The 20,906-nt window shown below is 63.3% G+C and carries 23 protein-coding genes, 1 tRNA gene and 1 pseudogene; 16 read left to right on the top strand and 9 right to left on the bottom strand.

Features of this window, described 5'->3' with window-relative positions:
* Window positions 1-119: 119 nt before the first annotated feature.
* Window positions 120-728 carry a hypothetical protein gene (locus WHT83_RS22155; RefSeq protein ID WP_183264334.1) on the top strand — a complete coding sequence of 203 codons (609 nt, stop codon included), beginning with the start codon at window positions 120-122 and terminating at the stop codon, window positions 726-728.
* Here WHT83_RS22155 and WHT83_RS22160 read toward each other — a convergent pair.
* On the bottom strand, window positions 718-1,653 hold the full coding sequence (locus WHT83_RS22160; RefSeq protein ID WP_406872406.1) for a metallophosphoesterase family protein: 936 nt from the start codon (window positions 1,651-1,653) through the stop codon (window positions 718-720). The two genes, WHT83_RS22155 and WHT83_RS22160, sit on opposite strands and share 11 nt — an antisense overlap.
* Window positions 1,654-1,706: 53 nt before the next feature.
* Here WHT83_RS22160 and WHT83_RS22165 point away from each other — a divergent pair, with 53 nt between their 5' ends.
* A complete protein-coding gene (locus WHT83_RS22165; RefSeq protein ID WP_406872407.1) occupies window positions 1,707-2,207 on the top strand; it encodes an NUDIX domain-containing protein in 501 nt (166 codons plus the stop codon).
* Window positions 2,208-2,330: 123 nt separating this feature from the next.
* On the opposite strand, the gene WHT83_RS22170 is transcribed toward WHT83_RS22165, so the two are convergent.
* Window positions 2,331-3,320, bottom strand: a complete 990-nt coding sequence (locus WHT83_RS22170) for a glutathione S-transferase family protein (protein WP_406872408.1) — start codon at window positions 3,318-3,320, stop codon at window positions 2,331-2,333.
* A gap of 274 nt (window positions 3,321-3,594) precedes the next feature.
* On the opposite strand from WHT83_RS22170, the gene WHT83_RS22175 reads away from it, so the two are divergent.
* From WHT83_RS22175 to WHT83_RS22195, 5 genes are all read left to right on the top strand, one after another.
* Window positions 3,595-4,131 carry a GNAT family N-acetyltransferase gene (locus tag WHT83_RS22175; RefSeq protein ID WP_406872409.1) on the top strand — a complete coding sequence of 179 codons (537 nt, stop codon included), beginning with the start codon at window positions 3,595-3,597 and terminating at the stop codon, window positions 4,129-4,131.
* Between the two features lie 103 nt (window positions 4,132-4,234).
* Entirely contained in the window at window positions 4,235-4,996 is a 762-nt protein-coding gene (locus WHT83_RS22180; protein ID WP_108607233.1) for a 3-hydroxyacyl-CoA dehydrogenase, read from the top strand.
* A 133-nt stretch (window positions 4,997-5,129) separates the two neighbouring features.
* The gene (locus WHT83_RS22185; RefSeq protein WP_199914627.1) at window positions 5,130-5,906 is read left to right on the top strand and encodes a HugZ family protein; all 777 of its coding nucleotides are present in this window, start codon (window positions 5,130-5,132) and stop codon (window positions 5,904-5,906) included.
* Between the two features lie 130 nt (window positions 5,907-6,036).
* Window positions 6,037-6,333 (top strand): helix-turn-helix transcriptional regulator, encoded by a 297-nt coding sequence (locus tag WHT83_RS22190; protein WP_055973517.1) that lies wholly within the window; start codon window positions 6,037-6,039, stop codon window positions 6,331-6,333.
* 58 nt (window positions 6,334-6,391) lie between these two features.
* Window positions 6,392-7,195 carry a TrmH family RNA methyltransferase gene (locus tag WHT83_RS22195; RefSeq protein ID WP_406872410.1) on the top strand — a complete coding sequence of 268 codons (804 nt, stop codon included), beginning with the start codon at window positions 6,392-6,394 and terminating at the stop codon, window positions 7,193-7,195.
* A 2-nt stretch (window positions 7,196-7,197) separates the two neighbouring features.
* On the opposite strand, the gene WHT83_RS22200 is transcribed toward WHT83_RS22195, so the two are convergent.
* Together WHT83_RS22200 and WHT83_RS22205 are read right to left on the bottom strand one after the other, a co-directional pair.
* The gene (locus tag WHT83_RS22200; RefSeq protein ID WP_406872411.1) at window positions 7,198-8,196 is read right to left on the bottom strand and encodes a hypothetical protein; all 999 of its coding nucleotides are present in this window, start codon (window positions 8,194-8,196) and stop codon (window positions 7,198-7,200) included.
* 234 nt (window positions 8,197-8,430) lie between these two features.
* Complete coding sequence (locus tag WHT83_RS22205; protein WP_055973511.1) at window positions 8,431-9,012, bottom strand: DUF1134 domain-containing protein; 582 nt, start codon at window positions 9,010-9,012, stop codon at window positions 8,431-8,433.
* Between the two features lie 333 nt (window positions 9,013-9,345).
* Between WHT83_RS22205 and chpT the strand changes: the two genes are divergently transcribed.
* Entirely contained in the window at window positions 9,346-9,975 is a 630-nt protein-coding gene (gene chpT, locus WHT83_RS22210; RefSeq protein ID WP_108609783.1) for a histidine phosphotransferase ChpT, read from the top strand.
* A 228-nt stretch (window positions 9,976-10,203) separates the two neighbouring features.
* The gene (locus WHT83_RS22215) at window positions 10,204-10,572 is read left to right on the top strand and encodes a response regulator (protein ID WP_406872412.1); all 369 of its coding nucleotides are present in this window, start codon (window positions 10,204-10,206) and stop codon (window positions 10,570-10,572) included.
* Window positions 10,573-10,632: 60 nt separating this feature from the next.
* Here WHT83_RS22215 and ctrA read toward each other — a convergent pair whose 3' ends face one another.
* The gene (gene ctrA / locus WHT83_RS22220) at window positions 10,633-11,328 is read right to left on the bottom strand and encodes a response regulator transcription factor CtrA (RefSeq protein WP_018429116.1); all 696 of its coding nucleotides are present in this window, start codon (window positions 11,326-11,328) and stop codon (window positions 10,633-10,635) included.
* A 451-nt stretch (window positions 11,329-11,779) separates the two neighbouring features.
* Between ctrA and WHT83_RS22225 the strand changes: the two genes are divergently transcribed.
* Window positions 11,780-12,157, top strand: a complete 378-nt coding sequence (locus WHT83_RS22225; protein ID WP_108607231.1) for a flagellar export protein FliJ — start codon at window positions 11,780-11,782, stop codon at window positions 12,155-12,157.
* Between the two features lie 49 nt (window positions 12,158-12,206).
* Here WHT83_RS22225 and WHT83_RS22230 read toward each other — a convergent pair whose 3' ends face one another.
* On the bottom strand, window positions 12,207-12,542 hold the full coding sequence (locus tag WHT83_RS22230) for a winged helix-turn-helix transcriptional regulator (RefSeq protein ID WP_406872413.1): 336 nt from the start codon (window positions 12,540-12,542) through the stop codon (window positions 12,207-12,209).
* Between the two features lie 155 nt (window positions 12,543-12,697).
* On the opposite strand from WHT83_RS22230, the pseudogene WHT83_RS22235 reads away from it, so the two are divergent.
* Window positions 12,698-12,973 (top strand): annotated as a pseudogene (locus tag WHT83_RS22235) (alcohol dehydrogenase catalytic domain-containing protein); the annotation flags it as partial.
* Between the two features lie 76 nt (window positions 12,974-13,049).
* Entirely contained in the window at window positions 13,050-13,625 is a 576-nt protein-coding gene (locus WHT83_RS22240; protein ID WP_406872414.1) for an NADP-dependent oxidoreductase, read from the top strand.
* Window positions 13,626-13,706: 81 nt separating this feature from the next.
* On the opposite strand, the gene WHT83_RS22245 is transcribed toward WHT83_RS22240, so the two are convergent.
* Window positions 13,707-13,982: a DUF1153 domain-containing protein gene (locus WHT83_RS22245; RefSeq protein WP_013529904.1), complete on the bottom strand. Its 276-nt coding sequence runs from the start codon at window positions 13,980-13,982 to the stop codon at window positions 13,707-13,709.
* A gap of 268 nt (window positions 13,983-14,250) precedes the next feature.
* Here WHT83_RS22245 and mnmA point away from each other — a divergent pair, with 268 nt between their 5' ends.
* Together mnmA and WHT83_RS22255 are read left to right on the top strand one after the other, a co-directional pair.
* A complete protein-coding gene (gene mnmA, locus WHT83_RS22250) occupies window positions 14,251-15,441 on the top strand; it encodes a tRNA 2-thiouridine(34) synthase MnmA (RefSeq protein WP_108607229.1) in 1,191 nt (396 codons plus the stop codon).
* A 5-nt stretch (window positions 15,442-15,446) separates the two neighbouring features.
* A complete protein-coding gene (locus WHT83_RS22255) occupies window positions 15,447-15,833 on the top strand; it encodes a YkvA family protein (protein ID WP_406874039.1) in 387 nt (128 codons plus the stop codon).
* Between the two features lie 50 nt (window positions 15,834-15,883).
* On the opposite strand, the gene WHT83_RS22260 is transcribed toward WHT83_RS22255, so the two are convergent.
* Window positions 15,884-16,837: a Gfo/Idh/MocA family protein gene (locus WHT83_RS22260; RefSeq protein ID WP_108607227.1), complete on the bottom strand. Its 954-nt coding sequence runs from the start codon at window positions 16,835-16,837 to the stop codon at window positions 15,884-15,886.
* A gap of 383 nt (window positions 16,838-17,220) precedes the next feature.
* On the opposite strand from WHT83_RS22260, the gene WHT83_RS22265 reads away from it, so the two are divergent.
* Together WHT83_RS22265 and WHT83_RS22270 are read left to right on the top strand one after the other, a co-directional pair.
* Window positions 17,221-17,297, top strand: a tRNA-Met gene (locus tag WHT83_RS22265).
* 274 nt (window positions 17,298-17,571) lie between these two features.
* The gene (locus WHT83_RS22270) at window positions 17,572-18,327 is read left to right on the top strand and encodes a metallophosphoesterase family protein (RefSeq protein WP_406874040.1); all 756 of its coding nucleotides are present in this window, start codon (window positions 17,572-17,574) and stop codon (window positions 18,325-18,327) included.
* Window positions 18,328-18,382: 55 nt separating this feature from the next.
* On the opposite strand, the gene WHT83_RS22275 is transcribed toward WHT83_RS22270, so the two are convergent.
* Window positions 18,383-20,776 (bottom strand): polysaccharide biosynthesis tyrosine autokinase, encoded by a 2,394-nt coding sequence (locus tag WHT83_RS22275; protein ID WP_406872415.1) that lies wholly within the window; start codon window positions 20,774-20,776, stop codon window positions 18,383-18,385.
* Window positions 20,777-20,906: the final 130 nt, after the last annotated feature.

Here is a 20,906-nt window from a genome sequence, read left to right on the forward strand (position 1 = left end):
TTGTACAGAAACCGTTTTGACCGCGTCGCATCTGCGGCAGGACATTTCGGCGGGATACAATTCCGCCGCGATCGTGATTATGTTAACTCTTGCTTAACCGACACCAGAGGCAAGAGGCGATGAGCGACGACAACGTGACCGCGATGAAGCCGGCACGCGTGCTGTCGGACGCCATTCGCGATGTCAAGAACGCGACGGCGGATCGCACCGACGTCGTCGTCGACCTGCGCGAGGCCCATCGCATGCGGCTCGAATTGCTTGCCGCCGAGCTCGAGCAAGTCTTCGCCGACGTGCCGAAGGACATCGACAATTTCGACTTTGCCATATCGTCGGGCCTGCAGCCGCGACTGTGGATCGACGCCGTGAGCCATGTCGCCCTCGGTCGCGACCGCCGCACGTTCCGCTTCGTGCGCGACACCCGCATCGGACGCGTCGTCCTGGCCGAGACGACCGACACCAAGCGCGTCGCCGCCCAGGTCACCCGCTACATCGCCGAGCGGATCGTGGAGCGGCAGCAGATGATGGACGGAGGCGCCGAACTGGCGCTGCCGAGCTTTGCCAGGGACCCTGTCGCCGAAGCGGAGCCGCCGTTGCGGCCCATCGCCCGGCCGATATGGCCACGCTTCCTGTCCGGCTTCGGCCTGCTTGTCGCCGGCGCCGTCGCCGGCATCGCGGTGATGGCCGCGCTCTACTGGCTGCGCCTCGCCGCGACCGGCGTCAGCTTCTGACCTCGACGGTCGAACGCGGAACCATTGCCGTCAGGTCAAGGCTTGCGATCTCCGCAGGCGCCATCGCAGGTCCCACCAGGCCGCGCCGCGTCAGTTTCACATTCCAGCCGCCTGGCTCGCCCGAGATATCGATCAGGTTGAACTGCGCTGCCGGCCTATGGCCGCCGGGCGCCTGCCCAGCGGCTGCAACGCCGACCACCGGCACCCGGCCGGCCGGCCCGTGAATCCAGTGCAGCGTCGGCAAATGCGAATGGCCGTGCAGCACCAGCTCGGTACCGTAGCGACCGACCAGGCTCTGGAACTTGCCGATGCCGAACAGCCGCTTGTGCTGGCCCACGGCACCGCGCACCGGCGGATGATGGATCATCACCACCCGAAACAGCCCCCGCCTGCCCGTCTCCTCCAGAATGCGCGCCAGCCGTGCGGCCTGGCCTTCGCGGAAAAAACCGCTGGCCATGAAGGGTGCGGTCGCGCGCGCCGTCGACACGCCGATCAGCGCCACGTTCTTGCGCACGCGAAGATAGGGAAAAGTGTGGCGGCCGACGGGATCATGGGAGCCGTCGCCATTCATCCATGGAGCCCAGGCGTGACAGGCCTTGTCGAAGGCACCGGGCACATAGGCGTCGTGGTTGCCCGGCACGACCGAGACGTCGGCCGGCGTGCCAAGCGTTTCGAGCCACATCCGCGCCAGCTCGATCTCGCCGTCGAGCGCTAGGTTGACCAGATCGCCGGTGACCGCGAGATGGTCGGGTGCCTGCGCCTTGAGGTCGGCGACAATCGTGTCGACGATGCCGTCGTGATGGTGGCGGCTCCGGTTTCGCTGCCAGTTGACGTAGCCGACCATGCGCTTGGAGGCGAGGTCGCGATAGGTTACATCCGGAAGCGGACCAAGATGGACGTCTGAGATATGCGCAAGCCTGAACATCCTTCCCTTTTAGGTGACGCTGCTCCGGCTTTCCACCCATGGCGGCTCGCCTGATGGGGAATCGCATCAAGGCCGCTCCGCAGCGCCAAAGCCTGTGGGCGCGGCTGCGAGGCAGGCTGTTTCACCTCTATTTTCTGCTGAGAAGGCCGATGACGCTCGGCGTGCGCGGCCTCGTTCACGACAAGGCGACCAACGCCGTCTTCCTCATCCGCCACACCTACGTGCCCGGTTGGCAATTGCCTGGCGGCGGCGTCGAGATCGGCGAGACTTTTGTCGAATCGCTGACACGCGAACTGGAGGAGGAAGGCAACATCAGCCTCACCGCGCCGCCCGTGCTGAAATCGATCCACCTCAACAAGCAGGCGACCCGGCGCGACCATGTCGGGTTCTACCTGATCGAAGCATTCAGGCAGGACCGGCCCAAGCTGCCCGACCATGAGATCGCCGAGGCGGGATTCTTTCCGCTCGACGCCCTGCCGGAGGGTACGACGCCAGCGACGCGGCGGCGCATCGCCGAAATCTTTCAGGGCGTGATAGCGTCGCCGTATTGGTGACGGACTCCTCAAACCCTCACGGCGAGCTGTCGAACCACGGGTTTGGGCAAGCAGAATAGAGCCAAGCGCCCTCGTGGTTCGACAGGCTCACCATGAGGGCTACTGAGCGCCAACAGGGGACGCTCAGGCCGCCTTCAACAACTTCCCGCGGTTGTGCGGTGCCGAAAAATCGACCTCCGGGCCGACCGGCACGACCCCGGTCGGATTGATGCCGGTGTGGCTGCCGTAATAGTGCGACTTGATGTGATGCAGGTTCACCGTCTCGGCAACCCCAGGCACCTGGTAGAGCTCGCGCAGATAGTTCGACAGGTTCGGATAGTCGGCGATCCGCCTGAGATTGGTCTTGAAATGGCCGACATAGACCGGGTCGAAGCGAACCAGCGTCGTGAACAGCCGCCAGTCGGCCTCGGTCAGCGTGTTGCCAACGAGGTAGCGTTGGCGCGACAGGCGGTCTTCCAGCGTGTCGAGCGCTGCAAACAGCTCGCCGAAGGCCTCTTCATAGGCGGCCTGGGTGGTGGCAAAGCCGGCACGGTAGACGCCGTTGTTGATCGAGGGATAGACGAGGTCGTTCATCGCATCGATCTCGCGGCGCAGCGCCTCGGGGTAGAAGTCGAGCGAGGCATCGCCCCATTCGTCGAACGCCGAGTTCAGCATGCGGATGATCTCGGACGATTCGTTCGAGACGATCGTGTTTTCCTTCTTGTCCCACAGCACCGGCACGGTGACGCGGCCCGAATAGGTCGGGTCGGCCTTGGTGTAGAGCTGGTGCAGGAAGTCGAGCCCATAGAGCGTGTCGCCAGTGGCGCCGTCGTCGGTGCGGAAGGTCCAGCCGTTCTCGCCCATGAAATGATGCACGACCGACACCGAGATGATGTCCTCGAGCTTCTTCAGCGCGCGGAAGATCAGGGTCCTGTGCGCCCACGGACAGGCGAGCGAGACATAGAGATGGTAGCGCCCCGGCTCGGCCTTGAAGCCGCGCGTGCGGCCTTCCGCCGGCTTGCCGTCAGCGGTGATCCAGTCGCGCCATTGCGCATGCGAGCGCACGAATTTGCCGCCTGTCGACTTGGTGTCGTACCAGCGGTCCTGCCATTTGCCTTCGACCAGCAATCCCATCGTGAAATCCTTTCGTTTGCCAGCATGTAGGGCATGACACCGGCAATCCGAAGGTCCGCATCCTGAACGCATCGTTCAACGTTGCGCGCACATCGGCGAAATCCGCGATGGACGACCACGCGAAATGATGATAGCGGGCATTTCGATGTCACATTGCTTTGCAAATATCCGGATTGACCGACGACGAATGAGCGCACGCGCCTGAGGCGCTGACTTGCGAACGCTGCGGCTTGGCTCGCGGCACCTCATCCCAGGACACCGGACTGCAACGAACATGACCCTCGCCGACGTCACCTATCTGCCGGAAGCTCCGGCGCACGACCTCGAAATCGACGACATCAACGCCGAGGCCTTCGGCCCGGGCCGTTTCACCCGCGCTGCCTACAAGATCCGCGAAGGCGGCCCGCACGACCGCTCCTTGTCTTTTGTCGCCATGCACGCCGGCCAGGTCGTCGCCTCTGTGCGCATGACGCCGATCGCTGCCGGCGAAGGCCGCGCCCAGATGCTGGGACCGCTCGCCGTGCGGCCCGACTTCAAGAACCTCGGCATCGGCCGCAAGCTCGTCGCCATGGCGCTGGCTGCAGCCGCCAAGGCCAATGAGCCGGCGGTGATCCTGGTCGGCGACGAACCCTATTACGGACCACTTGGTTTTGCCCGCATTCCACGCGGGCAGATCGAGATGCCTCGCCCCGTCGACCTCAACCGCCTGCTCGCACACGAGGTCGTTCCCGGTGCGGTCGCGCTGCTGTCGGGCGAAGTCTGCCACGCCGACCTGGCCAAGACCCCGCAACGCGTGGCCGAGCCCGCCTGAACCCGACTGCCCTTTCCGTGCAGAGCGCGGTCTTAATACCGATTTCGGTTTTCAGGCCGATGCGATAGACCATCCGTTCACAGCAAGAAGAGGACAGGCTGACATGAATCCAAACGGGCAGATCGCAGTGGTCACCGGCGCCGGCTCCGGCCTTGGCGAGGCAACCGCACGCGCACTCGCAGCCAAGGGCGCCAAGGTTGCGATCTTCGACCTCAGCCTCGAACGGGCCGAAAAGGTTGCCGCCGACATCGGTGGCGTGGCGGTTCGCTGCGACGTCAGCAACGAGGAAAGCGCTGTCGCCGCCTTCGCCGAAGTCGCCGCCAAGCTCGGAACCCCGCGCATCCTGGTCAACTGCGCCGGCATCGCCGTCGGCGTGAAGACAGTCGGCAAGGACGGGCCCCACCCGCTGAGCGTCTTCCGCCAGGTGGTCGAGGTCAATCTGATCGGCTCGTTCAACATGATCCGCCTGTTCGCCGACGGTGCGGCCAAGCTCGAGCCGTTGCAGGGCGGCGAGCGCGGCGTCATCATCAGCACGGCATCGGTTGCCGCCTATGACGGCCAGATTGGCCAGGCCGCCTACTCCGCATCCAAGGGCGGCGTCGTCGGCATGACGCTGCCGATCGCCCGCGACCTCTCCCGTTCGGGCATCCGCGTCGCCACGATCGCGCCCGGCATCTTCAAGACGCCGATGATGGCAGCAATGCCGCAGGAGGTGCAGGATTCGCTCGGTGCCGCCGTGCCGTTCCCGCCGCGCCTCGGCGAGCCGTCGGAATATGCGGCCCTTGCCCTGCACATCGTCGAGAACCAGATGCTCAACGGCGAAACCATCCGCCTCGACGGTGCCATCCGCATGGCGCCGAAATAAGCTCCTGACGTCTGCAATTCGTCTATCGTACAGCCCCGGACGCGCAAGCTCCGGGGTTGTCTCGTCTTGGACAAGGCACGCCCTTGCCAAACCTGCGAGGATAAAGATAAGTAGATTGAATTATTCATATTTGATGGTGAAGGTGTTGGAAGAGCGCAAGAAGGATGTCATCCGCGAAACCGATGCAGAGGCGATCGCGCTGGCGCGTTCGCTGATGCGCACCGCGCGGCATGGCGCGCTCGCCGTCATCGAGCCGGAAACCGGCGCCCCTCTCGCCAGCCGCGTCGGCACCGCAACCGATGTCGACGGCACGCCGCTGATCCTGATCTCCGGCCTCTCCGCCCACACCAAGGGCATCGTCGCCGATCCGCGTTGCTCGCTTCTCGTCGGCGAGATCGGCAAGGGCGACCCGCTCGCCTATCCGCGCATCACGCTGTTCTGCCGGGCGGTTCGCCTGGAGCGCGGCACGCCGGAGCAGGCCCGCGCCGAACGCCGCTACATCAACCGCAACCCGAAGGCCAAGCTTTATGTCGGGCTTGGCGACTTCGCCATTTATCGGCTCGAACTGGATCGCGCCAACCTCAATGGCGGCTTCGGCAAGGCCTATCTGCTCAGCCGCGACGACCTGCTGCTGCAAGGCCCGGCGGTGGACGCCATTGCCGGCGCCGAACAGTCGGCGCTCGATCACATGAATTCCGATCACCGCGAGGCGATCGCCATCTACGCCAGCCATTTCGGCAAGCTCACCGACGGTGCCTGGACGCTCAGCGGCTTCGATCCGGAGGGGATGGATCTTGCCGCCGGCGACGAAACCGGACGGGTAGTTTTCCCGGAAATGCTTGTCGAAGCCGCCGATCTCAGACGCAGCCTTGTCGAAATGGCAAGAGTAGGCCGCGAAGCAAAGTCTTGATTTTTTAGAGGAAAGCTGATTTCTGCTGGTTTTGTTAGATCATTCATTGATTCCATTGAGGATCTGGCGTGGTAATTCGGTGTTGTTGCCCCCATGACGCCGGAAAGCATTGAAGATACACGGGGTTCGCATGAAACCGAAGAAATTGACGGCAAACGCGGAAGCCGCAGCCTCATTGCTCACGCTTATGGGCAATGAAAAGCGGCTGATGATCATGAGCCACCTGCTCGACACGGAGATGTCGGTCGGGGCCATCGCTGAAAAAGTGTCGCTGAGCCAGTCGGCGCTTTCGCAGCACCTTGCGCGGCTGCGCAACGAGGAGCTGGTCGAGACACGTCGCGACCGGCAGATGATCTATTATACCTGCAAGTCGGAAGCCGTGCGCAAGCTGCTCGGCACGCTGGAAGGCATTTTCGACGACGCCTGACGGGCATCCATGCCTTTTCGGCTCCCATAGCGGCCTGCCCTCCGCTATGGAGCAAGCCATGAACATCATCCGCATCGAAGACCCGGCAGACCCTCGTGTCGCGCCCTATCTCAGCATCCGCGAGCGCGATCTGGTCGGCCGCGAAGGGCGCTTCATTGCCGAAGGCAAGGTTGTGCTGAACGTACTGTTCGCCGCCGGCAGGTTTCAGGCAGAATCGGTACTGGTCCTCGAAAACCGCCTCGCCGGCATGACCGAGACGCTCGGCTTCGCGCCCGAAGGCATGCCCGTCTACGTCGCCTCCGCTGCCGTCATCGACGCCATTGCCGGCTTCCACATGCATCGCGGTATCCTCGCCATCGGCAACAAGGGCTCAGCCCCTTCGGCCGACGAGATGCTGGCCGCCCTGCCCGAGCGCGCGCTGGTCGCGGTTCCGGTGGGCATTTCCAACCACGACAATATCGGCTCGATCTTCCGCAATGCTGCAGCCTTCGGTGCAGATGCGGTGCTGCTCGATGAAACCTGCTGCGATCCGCTCTACCGCAAGGCGATCAGGGTCTCGGTGGGCGCCGCACTCAAGGTGCCCTTCACCACCGGTGGAACGGCCGGCGAACTCGCCGACGCGCTGTCGCGCCATGGTTTCGAGCAACTCGCGTTGTCGCCGGCTGGAAAAGCTGATATCCGCGACATTCGACGCCCGAAGCGCCTGGCGCTCTATCTCGGCACCGAAGGCGACGGCCTGCCGGAACCGCTGCTGAAGCGGCTGACGACGGCAAGGATCAGGATGGCGCCGGGCTTCGACAGCCTCAACGTCGCGGCCGCCTCGGCGATCGCGCTGCATCATTTCACGGATGCAACCGGATAGACCTATTCGGCAGGCGGGGACTTCTGCAGAGCCCTGACCCGATCGGCGAGGCTGATCATCGCCGGCCCGTCATCATTGGTCGGAGCCGTGGTGCCGCCCGCCTTTGCGAGTGCCTGGGCGATGGGCGATTCCGGTCCCTCGAGCCGCGCCGTGAGTGCCACGACTTCGGCCGCGAGTTCGTGCATCTGCTCGCGCAGCACAGAGTCTTCGCCCGCAACCGGCGCAGATCGCCCTGCCCGGGCAAGTTCGCCCTTCAGCCGCTTGTTCTCGCGCAGGAGCGTAGTCAGCCGGCCTTCGAGACGTTCGCGCTCGGCCGATGGAGCGGTTTCATTGTTCATGCTGCCGGCCTCCTGCGCCGCCGGCGCGCTTTTCAGTTGCGCGCGTACGCGGGCAAGTTCGCCCTCGCGCCGCTCTATCTTGTCGTCGCGATCGCTCAGCGACGTCACCATTTGCTGCAACTTCTTGTCGAGGTCCGCAGCGCGCCGGGTTTCCGCCGTCAACGCCTCGCGCACGGCCTTGTTGTCGGCTTCGAGCTCGCTCACGCGCCGATCCGTGTCTTTTCGCTGATGGCGCAGCGCCGACATGTCGTCCGACAGCTTTCCCATCTCGCTCTCGCGGCTCACCAGTTCGATCTGACGATTGCTGGATGAAAGGCTGGCTTCGTCATAAAGCCTGCCCATCTCCTCGATTTCCTCGGAGCGCTTCTCCAGCAGCCGCTCTGCCTCGGCGAGCTGGGCGGCGAGCGCCTTGACCTGCTCGTCGCGCTTGCCGACCTCTTCATGCAGATTGCCGCGCTTGGCCTCGAGCTCGCTGACAACCCGGTCCTTCTCGGCATGCCCGTCGGCGACCAGCTTCTTTGCCTCGCGGTGGCGGCTGAGCTCAATGGCTTGCGCCAGCACCTTTTCCTGCGAAGCCTTGAGTTGGACCTCGACCTTGCGCAGGGCCATGGCATGTTCGGCGCGGAGACTGTCCTTGTCGGCGCGAATCTCATCCAGGGTCATGGGAAGCTTCGCCTGGACCCTTTGCCGCGTAACCGAAACGGCGCGCCGCCATACCGACGGCGCGACCAGAAGCACGAGAAACCCGGCGGTCAGGAAGCCAAGAACGAAAAACAGGATCGACTGGACCAAGGCACATTACCCGTTACGGACAGGCCGACTTTGCCATGTTCCCATGGCAGGAATCCAGCACCGCTGCAAACGCTATGGCACCCGACCAGCCTGTTCTTCACACAATCAGAAGGGATTCCACGTCGGCTGCTGCGTCAACTTCAGGTAGCCGAGATTGACCCCCAGTCGCGCCCCCACGCCCGTGCGCACCGGCACCAGCAGGATGTTGCCGCGCTTGAGCACGTTGAAACCGACGCCGGCAACGATGTAGGCCGAGCCGGCCACACCGCCGTAGCGGTCGTAGAGATTGTTGATGTCGTCCAGATTGTAGACGAGGATCATCGTCCGCGAGCCCTGGCCACCGAAATCCCAGCCAAGCGAAGGCCCCTGCCAGAACACCTTATGGTCGCCGGCATTCTTGGTATAGAGCGTGCCTTCGCCATAGGTCAGGCCGCCGACAAAGGCGCCGGAACCCTCTTCGCCAAGCACATAGCCGTTAGGCAGGCCGTAGGACGCGAAAACCTTCTCGACGACGCTGGCGAGACCGCCCGAGGTCGAGCCGAAAAACCGGTGTCCGGAATCGAGGATCTCCTGCGCCGTGTATTGCTGCGCGCGAGACGCAGATGTCGAAAATGCCAGAACGCCGACAAGGACGAACATCGCGGCAACTAGCCGGGCGAACGTCCGGCCATAGAATCGGGAAATCATGCTTCCAAATCTCCGTCAGGGAGCACACTTTCTCCGACGCCCCGGACTGCTGCTGCTCTTGATCGGCAGCTGGCTCGTCCAACTCCGGCAAACTATGCCGTAATCCTTTTTCAACCATTAAACTGCCTGATGAAGATGGCGGATCGAAGGCATAAAACCCTGTGGAAAGGCCGGATTTGCGCCCAAATGTAGGCGTTTTAATCAAGTGCAGTATGCTGATTCTTGCCGCCGCAACGGGCGCTGTGTAACCAAGAGTACCGTCGACCAGCCCTGATTCGCATTGTGGGTCCTGGTCTCATTTTGAACTTAAGCTGCTGCCGAGGGATGTCGTTCATGGCCGAATTGATGATGCTTTCCGCCCCCGATCTCGCGGCGCTGCTGTGCAGCAGGGTCTGCCACGACATCATTTCGCCGGTCGGCGCCATCAACAACGGCCTCGAACTGCTTGACGAGGGCGGCGCCGACGAAGACGCCATGCGCCTCATCCGCACCAGTGCGCGCAACGCATCGGCGCGATTGCAGTTCGCCCGCATCGCCTTCGGTGCCGCCGGTTCGGCCGGCATGCTGATCGACACCGGCGACGCCGAAGCGGTCGCCACCGCGTTTCTCAAGAACGAGAAGCCGGAACTGGCATGGTCGGGCGGGCGCGCGCTGTTGCCCAAGAACAAGGTCAAGCTGCTGCTCAACCTGCTTCTGGTTGCCCACGCCGCGATCCCGCGTGGCGGCAAGCTCGGCGTCACGCTCGAAAACGTCGAGACCGCGCCGAAATTCACCCTGTCGGCCAGCGGCCCGATGCTGCGCGTGCCGCCGAAGTTCCTCGAGCTGCATTCCGGCCAGAAGCCGGAAGAGCCCATCGACGCCCATTCGGTTCAGCCCTATTACACGCTGCTGCTCGCACGCGAGGCTGGCATGACGATCTCGATCCACGCCACGCCGGAAGAAATTCTGCTGACTGCCGAGTGAAAAGGCTCCGCGCGCCACTATTCGCAGAGTAAAATTGGCCGCCTTGCCCCTTCTGGCGGCATGGAACCTGGTGGCACCGCGTCCTGCACGGTCGCAGCCCTTATTGACCGGCGTCGTTTCCACGAATTTTACCATTCGGGTTTTCAGCTTCTTTACGAGGTCGCGCTAGGGTGAGTGCATCACCCCGGCGCGCCTGGCGCGTTCGGCCCCCGCAAGAAGGACCGGGCCATGAAGCGCTGCCTGTTCGTCGATGACTCCAGCGTCATCCGCAAAGTCGCCAAACGCATCCTCAACAGCCCCGATATGGCCGTCGTCGAGGCGTCGACCGGCGCCGAAGGGCTCGACATGTGCGCCTATGACATGCCTGACATCATCGTGGTCGACGGTGCGCTCGAGGACATGGCGACCGCCGACTTCATCCGCCGCGTCCGTGCCCTCAACAGCCGGGTCAAGCCGCAGATCGCGATCTGCCTGACCGAAGTGGACATCGGCGCCATCATGCGTGCCAAGCGGGCCGGCGCGCAGGGTTATCTCCTGAAGCCGTTCACCAGGCCGCAACTGCTCGACCGCTTCCGCGCCTTCGACGTCGCCGCCTGATTCGCGGCAAAGAAAAACCCGGCACGGAGGCCGGGTTTTGACTGAAATCGGAACAAGAAATCAGGCGATTTCGCGAAGCTCTTCCGGCTCGCGCAGAACATAGCCGCGGCCCCAGACAGTTTCGATGAAGTTCTGTCCGCCGGATGCGGCGTCGAGCTTCTTGCGCAGCTTGCAGATGAAGACGTCGATGATCTTCAGCTCAGGCTCGTCCATGCCGCCATAGAGGTGGTTGAGGAACATTTCCTTGGTCAGAGTCGTGCCCTTGCGCAGCGAGAGCAGCTCCAGCATCTGGTATTCCTTGCCGGTCAGATGCACGCGCTGGCCACCGACCTCGACCGTCTTGGCGTCGAGATTGACGATCAGGTCGCCGGTCATGATGACCGACTGGGCGTGGCCCTTCGAACGGCGGACGATGGCGTGGATGCGCGCTACCAGTTCGTCCTTGTGGAACGGCTTGGTCATGTAGTCGTCGGCACCGAAGCCCAGGCCACGCACCTTGTCCTCGATGCCGGCCATGCCGGAGAGGATCAGGATCGGGGTCTTGACCTTGGACAGGCGCAAAGTACGCAGAACCTCATAGCCCGACATGTCGGGCAGGTTCAGGTCGAGAAGGATGATGTCGTAATCATAAAGCTTGCCGAGATCGACGCCTTCTTCGCCGAGATCGGTCGTGTAGACGTTGAAGCTCTCCGATTTGAGCATCAGTTCGATGCTCTGTGCGGTTGCACTGTCGTCTTCTATCAGCAGAACGCGCATTCAAATCCCCTTTTCTGCTGCCGGAACATCTTCGCGGTCTCGTCCATACCGGCCCAGTGCTACTGAATCGGAGGCTGCCATCGAATGGTTAACAAAACCTAATTTCGTATGGAAGACCATATCAGAAATTTTAACCGGCGCATACACCCTCTTGAATCCAAACATGAATCACACGGTCAACATCTTAACGCGACGCATTAACTAGGTTGACTAAGCGACTCCAGAGAAGGACCGATCACATTCGCGGCGAAAACCAGAATCTTTACCGGGCCTTAAGTCTCGATGGGTATGATTAACGATGCCCGTAAACGAATGGTTACCGGCGGAGAAAAACTTTAAAAGTTTGTTTTCCATAGCCGGGAGTTCAGAACCGGTTCGGGTGCGGCAGGGTCCCTCGGGGCCAAAGTAGGCGAGTGCAAGTGCGTTTTTCGTTGTTCGGGAGTGTCGGGTCATGAAATCACGTGAGAACCTGGTCAGGCTCAAGCAGTTTCAGGTGAACGAAAAGCGCCGCCAGCTGATGCAGCTTGATTCGATGATCGCCGAGTTCGACCGGATGGCGAACGAACTCGAGATGCAGATCGTCGCCGAGGAAAAGAAGGCGGGGATCACCGATCTCAATCATTTCGCCTACCCGACCTTCGCCAAGGCGGCGCGGCAACGACGTGACAACCTGAAGAACTCCCAGCATGACCTGGCGCAACAGCGCGCCGCTGCCGAATCCTTACTCTCCGAAGCTGAAGCGGAGCTGTCCAAGGCGGAAATGCTGGAATCGCGCGACCGCACCACCCGCGAGGCCGAGACGGGTGGCCGCAACGCGATGATCGGCTGACAAGCCGCTCCTTTAGACAGATTCTGGCCCGGCGGCGCCCGGCCGGCAATTACACGACGAGTTCGCCTTCGAGCGACCTTGCCCGCGCGTCGCGAATATCGGGCGCGTGCTGCTCCGACCACACCCTGATCTGATTGAGCAGGTCCGCCAGGTTCCGGCCGAGGTCGGTCAACTCATATTCGACCCTTGGCGGAATGACCGGGAAGATTTCGCGCCGCACCAACCCGTCCCGCTCCAGCACGCGCAACGTCTGCGTCAGCATCTTGGGCGTGATGCCCTCGACCTTGCGCTGCATCTCGCCATAGCGCCGCTTGCCCGGCTTCAACACCCCGACAACCAGATAGACCCACTTGCTAGCCAGCATCTCGAGCACGGTGTGCGACATGCATTGACGCCGGAAGGCGTTGTAGCCGAATGGGGTATCGGGAGCGCATTCACTATCCATGGGGTACCTATATATCATTGGGGTACATTCTCGACAATCGATTGATACTATCCAAATGATAGTGGCACATGCATCATCCCAAGGAGGACAATCCCATGCGTGCCATTACCCAGGCCACAGTCGGCGGCCCAGAAGTGCTTGAGCTTGCCGAACGCCCCGCCCCGCAGCCCAAATCAGGCGAAGTGCTGATCCGCGTCAGGGCAGCAGGCGTCAATCCGGTCGATGCCGCCGTGCGCGGCGGCTATTACCCCCTGCACGGCGAACCGCCCTTCGTGCTCGGCTGGGACGTCTCGGGTACGGTCGAGGCGGTGGGCCCCGGCGCCAATGGTTTCGCCCCCGGCGACGAGGTCTTCGGCATGCCCAACTTCCCGGCGGAGGCCGCGGCCTATGCCGAATTTGCGACCTCACCGGCAACTGAGGTCGCACACAAGCCAGCAGCGCTTGATCATGCCTCGGCTGCGGCCCTCCCCCCTCGCCGGACTGACCGCCTGGCAGGGTCTCGTGACATCAGGAAAGCTCAAGGCCGGCGATCGCGTCCTGATCCATGCTGCCGCCGGTGGTGTCGGCCATCTCGCCGTGCAGATCGCCAAGGCGCTCGGTGCCCATGTCGTTGCCACGGCAAGCCCCGGCAAGGTGGAGTTCGTCCGCTCCCTCGGCGCCGATGAGGTAATCGACTATACATCGAGCGACTTCGTCGCCGTGGCCGGGCAGGTCGACCTGGTGTTCGATCCGCTTGGCGGCGAGCATGCCGAGAAATCGCTCAAGGTGCTGCGTAAGAGCGGTGTGCTCGTTGCCCTGCTCGACCCCAGCGAGAAGGCAAAGTCGGACGCCGAGGCCCTGGGCATCCGGCTCGAGCGCATCCTGGTGCGGCCCGACCGCGAGGGGCTGGAGGAACTTGGCCGATTGGCCACCGCCGGCAAGCTCAAGGTGCATGTCGCCAAGAGCTTTGCGCTCGAGGACGCAGGCGCAGCCCACACTTTCCTCGCCACCAAACCGAGGGGCAAGGTAGTGCTGGCGATCTAGCCCTGCAGGAAGGCAGGGCTCAAACGAAAAAGGGTGCGGCAAGCCGCACCCTTTCTTGTTGGTTGGCCGTAACGGCCGGTGTCAATGACGGTATTGCTGGATGCGCGTGGTGCGCAGTCCGGCAAGGCCATATTCGTCAATGGAAGCCTGCCAGGACAGAAACTCCTCGGTCGTCAACTTGTAGCGTTGGCACGCTTCGTCGAGACTGAGCAGCCCTCCCCTGACCGCTGCGACCACTTCCGCTTTGCGGCGGATAACCCACCGGCGCGTATTGGTCGGGGGCAGATCGGCAATCGTAAGCGGGCTGCCGTCCGGCCCGATAACATATTTGACACGCGGTCTAACCAGATCGGTCATCGTACTCTCTACTAAAAACTCAAAGACCCAATCACCTGCCACACTAGCGCCACAGCTTTAAAAATTGCCTAAGCGTGTCCTAAGAGCTAAGTAACGAACGTGAACAGAACGTTAGACTCTCAATCCGCAATTTAACCACCTGCCCAGTTGGCGGGTTTGCCGCCGAAAAAGGTGGACCAGACCGCTTCGGGTGGCACTGCGGCGAGGCTTGACCTATATTGCAGCCATTGGCATGCAGCCGACCTAAAGACAGCGGAACGCAATCCCGATGAACAGCCTGGACCTGCCCGGACGCCCCGAAGACACCCGCGTGGTTGTAGCCATGTCGGGCGGTGTCGACTCTTCAGTTGTGGCAGGCCTGCTCAAACAAGAAGGCTATGACGTCGTCGGCGTCACGCTACAGCTCTACGACCACGGTGCCGCCACCCATCGCGCCGGTTCGTGCTGTGCCGGACAGGACATCGCCGACGCCCGCCGCGTCTCCGAGACGCTCGGGATTCCCCATTACGTGCTCGACTATGAAGAGCGCTTCCGCAAGGCCGTCATCGACCCGTTCGCCGAAAGCTACGTCGCCGGCGAGACGCCGATCCCGTGCGTGTCGTGCAACCAGACGGTCAAGTTCGCCGACCTGCTCGCCACCGCACGCGAGCTCGGCGCTGATGCGCTGGCTACCGGCCACTACATCCGCTCCAGGCAGAATGGCGCCCATCGCGCGCTGTATCGCCCGGTCGACGCCGACCGCGACCAGAGCTATTTCCTGTTTGCCACCACCCAGGAACAGATCGACTACCTGCGCTTTCCGCTCGGCGGCATGTCCAAGCCCGAGGTTCGCGCCGCAGCCGAGCGCATGGGCTTGACGGTTGCCGCCAAGCAGGACAGCCAGGACATCTGCTTCGTGCCGCAGGGCAAGTATACCGACATCATCGCCAAGCTGAGGCCCTCCGCCGCCAATCCCGGCGACATCGTCCATATCGACGGCCGCGTGCTTGGCCGCCACGAAGGCATCCTGCGCTACACCATCGGCCAGCGCCGTGGCATCGGCATCGCTTCCGGCGAACCGCTCTACGTCGTCCATATCGACGCCGAACGCGCCCGTGTGATCGTCGGCCCGCGCGAGGCGCTGGAGACGCACAAGATCTTCCTGCGCGGCATGAACTGGCTGGGCGACGAGGCGCTGTCTGCCGTTCCCGCGGGCGGCCTCGAGCTCTACGCCAAGGTGCGTTCGTCGCGCCCGCCCCGCCCCGTGGTTCTGCATCATCGCGACGGCGCGACCTGGGTCGAACTCGTCGATGGCGAGTCGGGCATAGCGCCCGGCCAAGCCTGCGTGCTTTATTCCGACGAGGTCAACGAAGCGCGCGTCTTCGGCGGCGGTTTCATCGAACGTTCCGAACGCCATGCCGACGCCGAGGCGATGCTGTCGCGGCTGGCGGCAACGCCGGGCTCCATAGCCGCAGAATAAGCTCGATATCCGTGCTGGAAGCGGCCAAGCGCTGGGCGCGGCTCCTCAAGCGCGATGTCGTGGCCCTCTACCTCGCCGCGCGCAGCCGGTCGACGCCCTGGTATGCCCGCGTGGCAGCCGCCTGCGTGGCGGCCTACGCGCTGAGCCCGGTCGATCTCATTCCCGACTTCGTGCCGGTTCTCGGCTATCTCGACGACCTGCTGATCGTGCCATTGGGCATCTGGCTGGTCATCCGCATGATCCCGCCCGAACTGATGGCCGACTTCCGTGCCAAGGCAGCCGAAATCAACGCCAAGCCCAGGAGCTTGGCAGGCCTCGCCTTCGTCGTGACGGTATGGCTGGCAGCTCTCGCCCTTGCCGGGTGGTGGGTGATGAGGGGAATAAGGCCGTAGGAAAGAGGCACCAGGTTCCCCTATTCCCCTATTCCCCTATTCCCCTCACTTCAGTCGTGCGTAACCGTGCCCGCGGTCAGGATCCTGAGCACACCCAGCGCCTCCTCGGCACCGGTGCGCGGTTCTTCGCGCGTCTGGATGCAATGGATGAAATGCTCGAGTTCACGCGTCAGCGGCATGGCATTTTCGAGCGCGATATAGGTCGGCTCGTTCATCGTCGAGGTCCATTGCCCTTCGTCCCGCCACACCGCATGCCGGTAGAGCGCCAGCTTGCGCTCCTGCGGCTCGACGTCGTCGAACACCGCCATGCCCTTGGTCCCGACCACCGTCAGCCGGCGCTCGCGATACGGATTGAGGCGCGAGGCAAACAGGTGTCCGCGCAAGCCATTGGGGAAACGCATGTGCAGGTGGGCAAAATCGCTGAGGTGATTGAGCACTGCAGCGCCCTCGCCGCGCACCTCGATCGGGGCCGTGCCGGTAATCGCCAGGATCATCGACAGGTCGTGCGGAGCAAGATCCCACAGCGCGTCGTTTTCGGCGTGGAACTTGCCGAGGCCCAGACGATGCGAATGGATGTAGCCGACTTCGCCGAGCTCGCCCTTGTCAACCAGCGCCTTGAGCCCTTCGAAAGCCGGATGGAAGCGCAGCACGTGCCCGGTCATGAACACGCGGCCATTGTCGCGCGCGGCTTTCACCGCGCGTTCGGCATCGGGCACGGTCAGGGCGATCGGCTTTTCGACCAGCACGTCCTTGCCCGCCTCGACGGCACGAATCGCGAAATCGGCGTGGAACTGCGGCGGCAGCGCCATGACGACGGCGTCGACGTCGTCGCGGGCAAACAGTTCGTCCGGCGTCAGCGCAAGGCAGCCCTGCTCGGCGGCAAATCGTTCGGCGCGGGCCGGGTCGACGTCGGAGACGGCATGAAGGGCGCCGAGCGACTTCAGGGTGCGGATATGATTACCGCCCCAATAGCCGCATCCAAGAACTGCAATACGCGGATTCATCAGGCTCTTTCCAGGGGGATTTATGTCGGCAGACATAATGTCCGAGCCTCTCTAACTCAACCCCGCAGCCTGCGCCAAAATCACCTAGCTCGCATGCACGCGGGTTCAAGCATACGCCAAAGATCGTTAACCGCACGCTCTACGGCCAGGCTCCCATCATGCGCTGCATATTAACGTTGCGGGCCGGCGCAGGAGCAATACCGCCCAAAAACCAACCGCAAACAGGCTGAATAGCAACCGGCGATGCGTCCTTGGCAATTATCCGGAATTGCGCAATGTCACTGCTTGACAGGTTCGTCATCCAGACATTATATCCGCCCGACCTTGGCGAACGCATCGACGCCTGCCTCTTCCGAGACAGTTTTTCGAGCCTTCTCCACCCTGGCGGGATAGCTCAGTTGGTTAGAGCACGGGAATCATAATCCTGGGGTCGGTGGTTCGAGTCCACTTCCCGCTACCACTTCCCCTCCGGAATCATGCCTCTAAAGTGTGAAGCCTCTCGGCATCTGCGAGGCGAACTGGCCGCGATGATTCCGGCCAAGCGCACGATCGCGGATCTCACGCCACGGACATTCGTCGGACCCGACATATTCTGGCAACGATTTTTACACCCCCCGGCAGGGTGGCATGCCTGTCCATGATACTTGCCGCTATAATGTCGCTCGTTTCGAATGGGCCGGGATGGTTCGGCATCGGCGCTGGCACGCATGTGAGGCAAGATACTGGTGGGTTTCCTGAATTTCCGGCAGCAGAACAGGCCGCAGGGGCGCGAACGGGTCGAACTCGACCTGTCCGACACGGTCGTCTATGCCGTCGGCGACGTGCATGGCTGCTTCAGGGAACTGCGCGCGCTCGAGGCGAAGATCGTTGCCGACGCGGCAACGCTGCCAGGGCGGAAACTGATCGTCATGCTGGGCGACTACATCGACCGCGGCCCGGATTCGGCGCGCGTGCTCGACCACCTGATCGCCCCACCGCCGGCCGGCTTCAAGCGCATCTGCCTGATCGGCAACCACGAGGCCCAGGCCCTCGACTATCTCGACGGGAAACTCTCGCTCGAACGCTGGCTCGCCACGGGTGCACGCAGCGCCTTGTTTTCCTACGACATCGATGCCGAGCACCTTGCCGAACTCTATGGCAGCAGCGGCAAGCTCGACGAGTATATCCGCGCCAACATTCCGCGCGACCACATCCGGTTCATGCGCTCGCTGCCGATCATGGCCTATTCGGAACGTTTCCTGTTCGTGCATGCCGGCATCCGGCCAGGCGTGCCCCTCCTCGAGCAGAAGGACGACGACCTTCTCTACATCCGCGAGGAGTTCTTCGAGGCGTCCCGGCGGCTCGACCGCTGGGTGGTGCACGGCCACACGCCGACTGACTTCCCGCGCATCGAGGGCCGCCGGCTCGGCATCGACACCGGCGCCTTCAAGACCGGCCGGCTGACGGCGGTGCGGATCGCCAACAAGGGCGGCCGACTGCTGTTTTCCTAGGCCACGCCCCGAAAGGCGGTCCCGGTTCTCGGGAGGCCCATGCGGGCTCCGTGCCTCAGCTGGCGACCTTCACCTTGGGCTCGCTCTTGTCGACATAGTAGCTGGAATATCTCTCCAGGAACTGCTCCGAGCCGCCATAGGCGCCGTAGCGCGGCAGCTTCTTGAGATCGACCTTGTTGAGCACCAGGCCAAGGATCTTGCTGGCGATCTGGGGTTCGGCGTTGAGCGCCGAGCGGACGAGCGGCCGCGGCGTCGCACCCCATTCGGCGACCAGCACGAAGCCGTCGGCGAGTGGCGCGAACGCCTTGGCGTCGACCACCGGGCCGAGCGGCGGCAGGTCGACGATGATATAGTCGAAGGTCGCCTTGGCGTCGTCGATGAAGCGCCGCATGCCGGCGGACGAAAGCAATTCGCTGGTGTGCGAGAAGCGGCCCCGAACCACCGCGGGAACGATCGCCATCTTGGTCTGGCGATCGACCTTGATCACCGATTGCCAGCCCTGGTCGTTGACAACCGCCTCGACCAGCCCCTGCTCGGCATCGATGCCGAGGCTGCGGCTAAGACCGGGATTGCGCAGGTCGGCGTCGATCAGCAGCGTCTTGGCGCCATTGCTGGCGATCAGGCCGGCGAGATTGGCGGCGACCGTCGACTTGCCCTCGCCCGGAAGCATCGAGATGATCCCGATTACCTTGCAGCCCACATCCTGAAGCACGATGTCGCCGGCGATTTTGGTGCTGCGCAGCGTCTCGGCGAACATCGAGGCCGGGGCATCGACGGCGATGCGCATCTTGGCCCTGCGTTTCGCCGCCTCGGCGGCGCGCGTCGGGGGCTGTGGCGGCGGCGTGCCCATCTTGCCCTTCTCGGGTTTGGTCGCGTCCTTCTTGTCGTCGCTCGACCCGAGCAGCGGCAGATAGCCGAGGAACTTGACGCCAAGCCGCTCGCGCACATCCTCGGCGGTGCGGAAGAAGCGCTCGTTGAACTCATTGAGCGCGCCGAAGGCCGCACCGATGACGACGCCGAGCACGAGCGCCAGCCCGAACACCATCGAGGTTCGCGGGCTCGACGGGCCGCGCGGCGTCGTCGCCTCCGAAATCACCCTGACCTTGGCGATCGGGAAGGAGCGCTGCTGCGACGCCTCCTCGTAGCGCGACAGGAAGGTCTGGTAGAGCGTGCTGAGTGCGGTCGCCTGCTGCTGCAGTTCGCGCAGGCGCACCTGTGCTTGGTTGGCGCTGGAGTTCTGGCCGGTCGCCTCCATCACGCTGTTGCGCAGCGCGGTCTCGCGCGACTGTGCCACTTCATATGCGTTGCGGTAGGTCTCGGAAAGCTGGCTCAGTTCGCGAAGAATCTGGTTGGACAGGTCCGCCTGCTCCTTGCGCAGGGCCACGGCCTGGGGATGGTTGGGCCCGAAGCCGGCCGAAATCTCCTGCTCGCGCTTGGACACGCCGGAATAGCGTTTCTTGAGTTCGGAGATCAGCGGATTTCCCGCCTCTTCCGCCGACAGGGTCGAATTGCCGACGGCAGCTTCCGGCCCACTTTCGACGATGGTGCGGTATTGTTCGTAGCGCGCCCGGGCCTTGGCGGTGTCGGCCTGGGCAAGGATCAGCTGGGCATTGAGATCGGACAGCTGCTGTTCGGCGATGGTTTCGCCGCGCGCCGCCGCAAGACCGTTCTCGGCGCGGAACTTCTCGACCTCGAGTGCCGCCTTCTGCGAACTCGTGCGCAGCTCCTCGAGCCGGCCCTGGAGCCAGACGGCGGCCTTTTCGGTGGCGTCGAAACTGGCGTCCAATTGGTCGGCGACGAAGGCGTCAGCATAGGCCTTGGTGATGGCTGCCGCCAGTTGCGGATCGTGCGAGCGGTAGCCCATGGAAATGACATAGCTGCGGCCGGAGCGCTCGGCCATGATGTCCGCCTGGAGCATCGCCACCGCCTGCTCCTTGCGCGACGCTGCCGCCATTGCCTTGCGCTGCGCTTCGGTGAGTTCCGCGCCGCCCGCGACATCGGGGGCGGAACGGAAGATCTGCAGGAAGCCGCGTGCGTACCCCACCAGGGTCGACAGCAGCGACTTCGGCGGCTGCATGAAATTCTGGTTCTGGTCGAGCTTTTCCTTGTCGACGACCACCGCGGCCAGTCGCGCCGACTTGATGATCTCGATTTGGGAGAGGATCGCCGCATCGGTTTGCATGTTGACCGGCGTCGCCGAAACCTCGTCGACCATCTTGTTCATGCCCTCATCGATCAGCACGCGGGTGGAAGCGGTGAAGGTCGGAGGGGTGGTCTGGAGGTAAACGAGACCGAGCAGCAGGCCGATGATTGCGCCGACGCCGACGACCTTGGCCTGGCGCTTGGCCATGGAAAGAAGGCGTTCGAGATCGATGAAGTCGCTGCCTTCCCGCGGGTCCTCGCGAGACGCGGGTATGCGGTTGTTGAAGGGAAAGCTGGCGTAGTTCATCTGCATTCCAGTTCTTGCTGAGCAGCGTCTGCCGCTCGATGGGTTCTGGCGGAGCCGACTTCAGCTACGCAACTGCGGTGCCGACCGGGCACGCGTTATCTCAAATGTCGTCGAAGGCGAACCGTTTCGC

The sequence above is a fragment of the Aminobacter sp. P9b genome (assembly GCF_045345995.1).
Classification (GTDB): domain Bacteria; phylum Pseudomonadota; class Alphaproteobacteria; order Rhizobiales; family Rhizobiaceae; genus Aminobacter; species Aminobacter niigataensis.

Excerpts from the sequence above, each read along its gene's own strand:
- WHT83_RS22195 (WP_406872410.1), top strand. The coding sequence starts at position 6,392 with ATGAACATCATCCGCATCGAAGACCCGGCAGACCCTCGTGTCGCGCCC.
- chpT (WP_108609783.1), top strand. The coding sequence starts at position 9,346 with ATGGCCGAATTGATGATGCTTTCCGCCCCCGATCTCGCGGCGCTGCTG.
- WHT83_RS22275 (WP_406872415.1), bottom strand. The coding sequence starts at position 20,776 with ATGAACTACGCCAGCTTTCCCTTCAACAACCGCATACCCGCGTCTCGC.
- WHT83_RS22190 (WP_055973517.1), top strand. The coding sequence starts at position 6,037 with ATGAAACCGAAGAAATTGACGGCAAACGCGGAAGCCGCAGCCTCATTG.
- WHT83_RS22175 (WP_406872409.1), top strand. The coding sequence starts at position 3,595 with ATGACCCTCGCCGACGTCACCTATCTGCCGGAAGCTCCGGCGCACGAC.
- WHT83_RS22180 (WP_108607233.1), top strand. The coding sequence starts at position 4,235 with ATGAATCCAAACGGGCAGATCGCAGTGGTCACCGGCGCCGGCTCCGGC.
- WHT83_RS22225 (WP_108607231.1), top strand. The coding sequence starts at position 11,780 with ATGAAATCACGTGAGAACCTGGTCAGGCTCAAGCAGTTTCAGGTGAAC.
- WHT83_RS22260 (WP_108607227.1), bottom strand. The coding sequence starts at position 16,837 with ATGAATCCGCGTATTGCAGTTCTTGGATGCGGCTATTGGGGCGGTAAT.
- WHT83_RS22205 (WP_055973511.1), bottom strand. The coding sequence starts at position 9,012 with ATGATTTCCCGATTCTATGGCCGGACGTTCGCCCGGCTAGTTGCCGCG.
- WHT83_RS22200 (WP_406872411.1), bottom strand. The coding sequence starts at position 8,196 with ATGACCCTGGATGAGATTCGCGCCGACAAGGACAGTCTCCGCGCCGAA.
- mnmA (WP_108607229.1), top strand. The coding sequence starts at position 14,251 with ATGAACAGCCTGGACCTGCCCGGACGCCCCGAAGACACCCGCGTGGTT.
- WHT83_RS22170 (WP_406872408.1), bottom strand. The coding sequence starts at position 3,320 with ATGGGATTGCTGGTCGAAGGCAAATGGCAGGACCGCTGGTACGACACC.
- WHT83_RS22245 (WP_013529904.1), bottom strand. The coding sequence starts at position 13,982 with ATGACCGATCTGGTTAGACCGCGTGTCAAATATGTTATCGGGCCGGAC.
- WHT83_RS22215 (WP_406872412.1), top strand. The coding sequence starts at position 10,204 with ATGAAGCGCTGCCTGTTCGTCGATGACTCCAGCGTCATCCGCAAAGTC.
- WHT83_RS22230 (WP_406872413.1), bottom strand. The coding sequence starts at position 12,542 with ATGTCGCACACCGTGCTCGAGATGCTGGCTAGCAAGTGGGTCTATCTG.
- WHT83_RS22240 (WP_406872414.1), top strand. The coding sequence starts at position 13,050 with ATGCCTCGGCTGCGGCCCTCCCCCCTCGCCGGACTGACCGCCTGGCAG.
- ctrA (WP_018429116.1), bottom strand. The coding sequence starts at position 11,328 with ATGCGCGTTCTGCTGATAGAAGACGACAGTGCAACCGCACAGAGCATC.
- WHT83_RS22155 (WP_183264334.1), top strand. The coding sequence starts at position 120 with ATGAGCGACGACAACGTGACCGCGATGAAGCCGGCACGCGTGCTGTCG.
- WHT83_RS22185 (WP_199914627.1), top strand. The coding sequence starts at position 5,130 with ATGGTGAAGGTGTTGGAAGAGCGCAAGAAGGATGTCATCCGCGAAACC.
- WHT83_RS22160 (WP_406872406.1), bottom strand. The coding sequence starts at position 1,653 with ATGTTCAGGCTTGCGCATATCTCAGACGTCCATCTTGGTCCGCTTCCG.
- WHT83_RS22165 (WP_406872407.1), top strand. The coding sequence starts at position 1,707 with ATGGGGAATCGCATCAAGGCCGCTCCGCAGCGCCAAAGCCTGTGGGCG.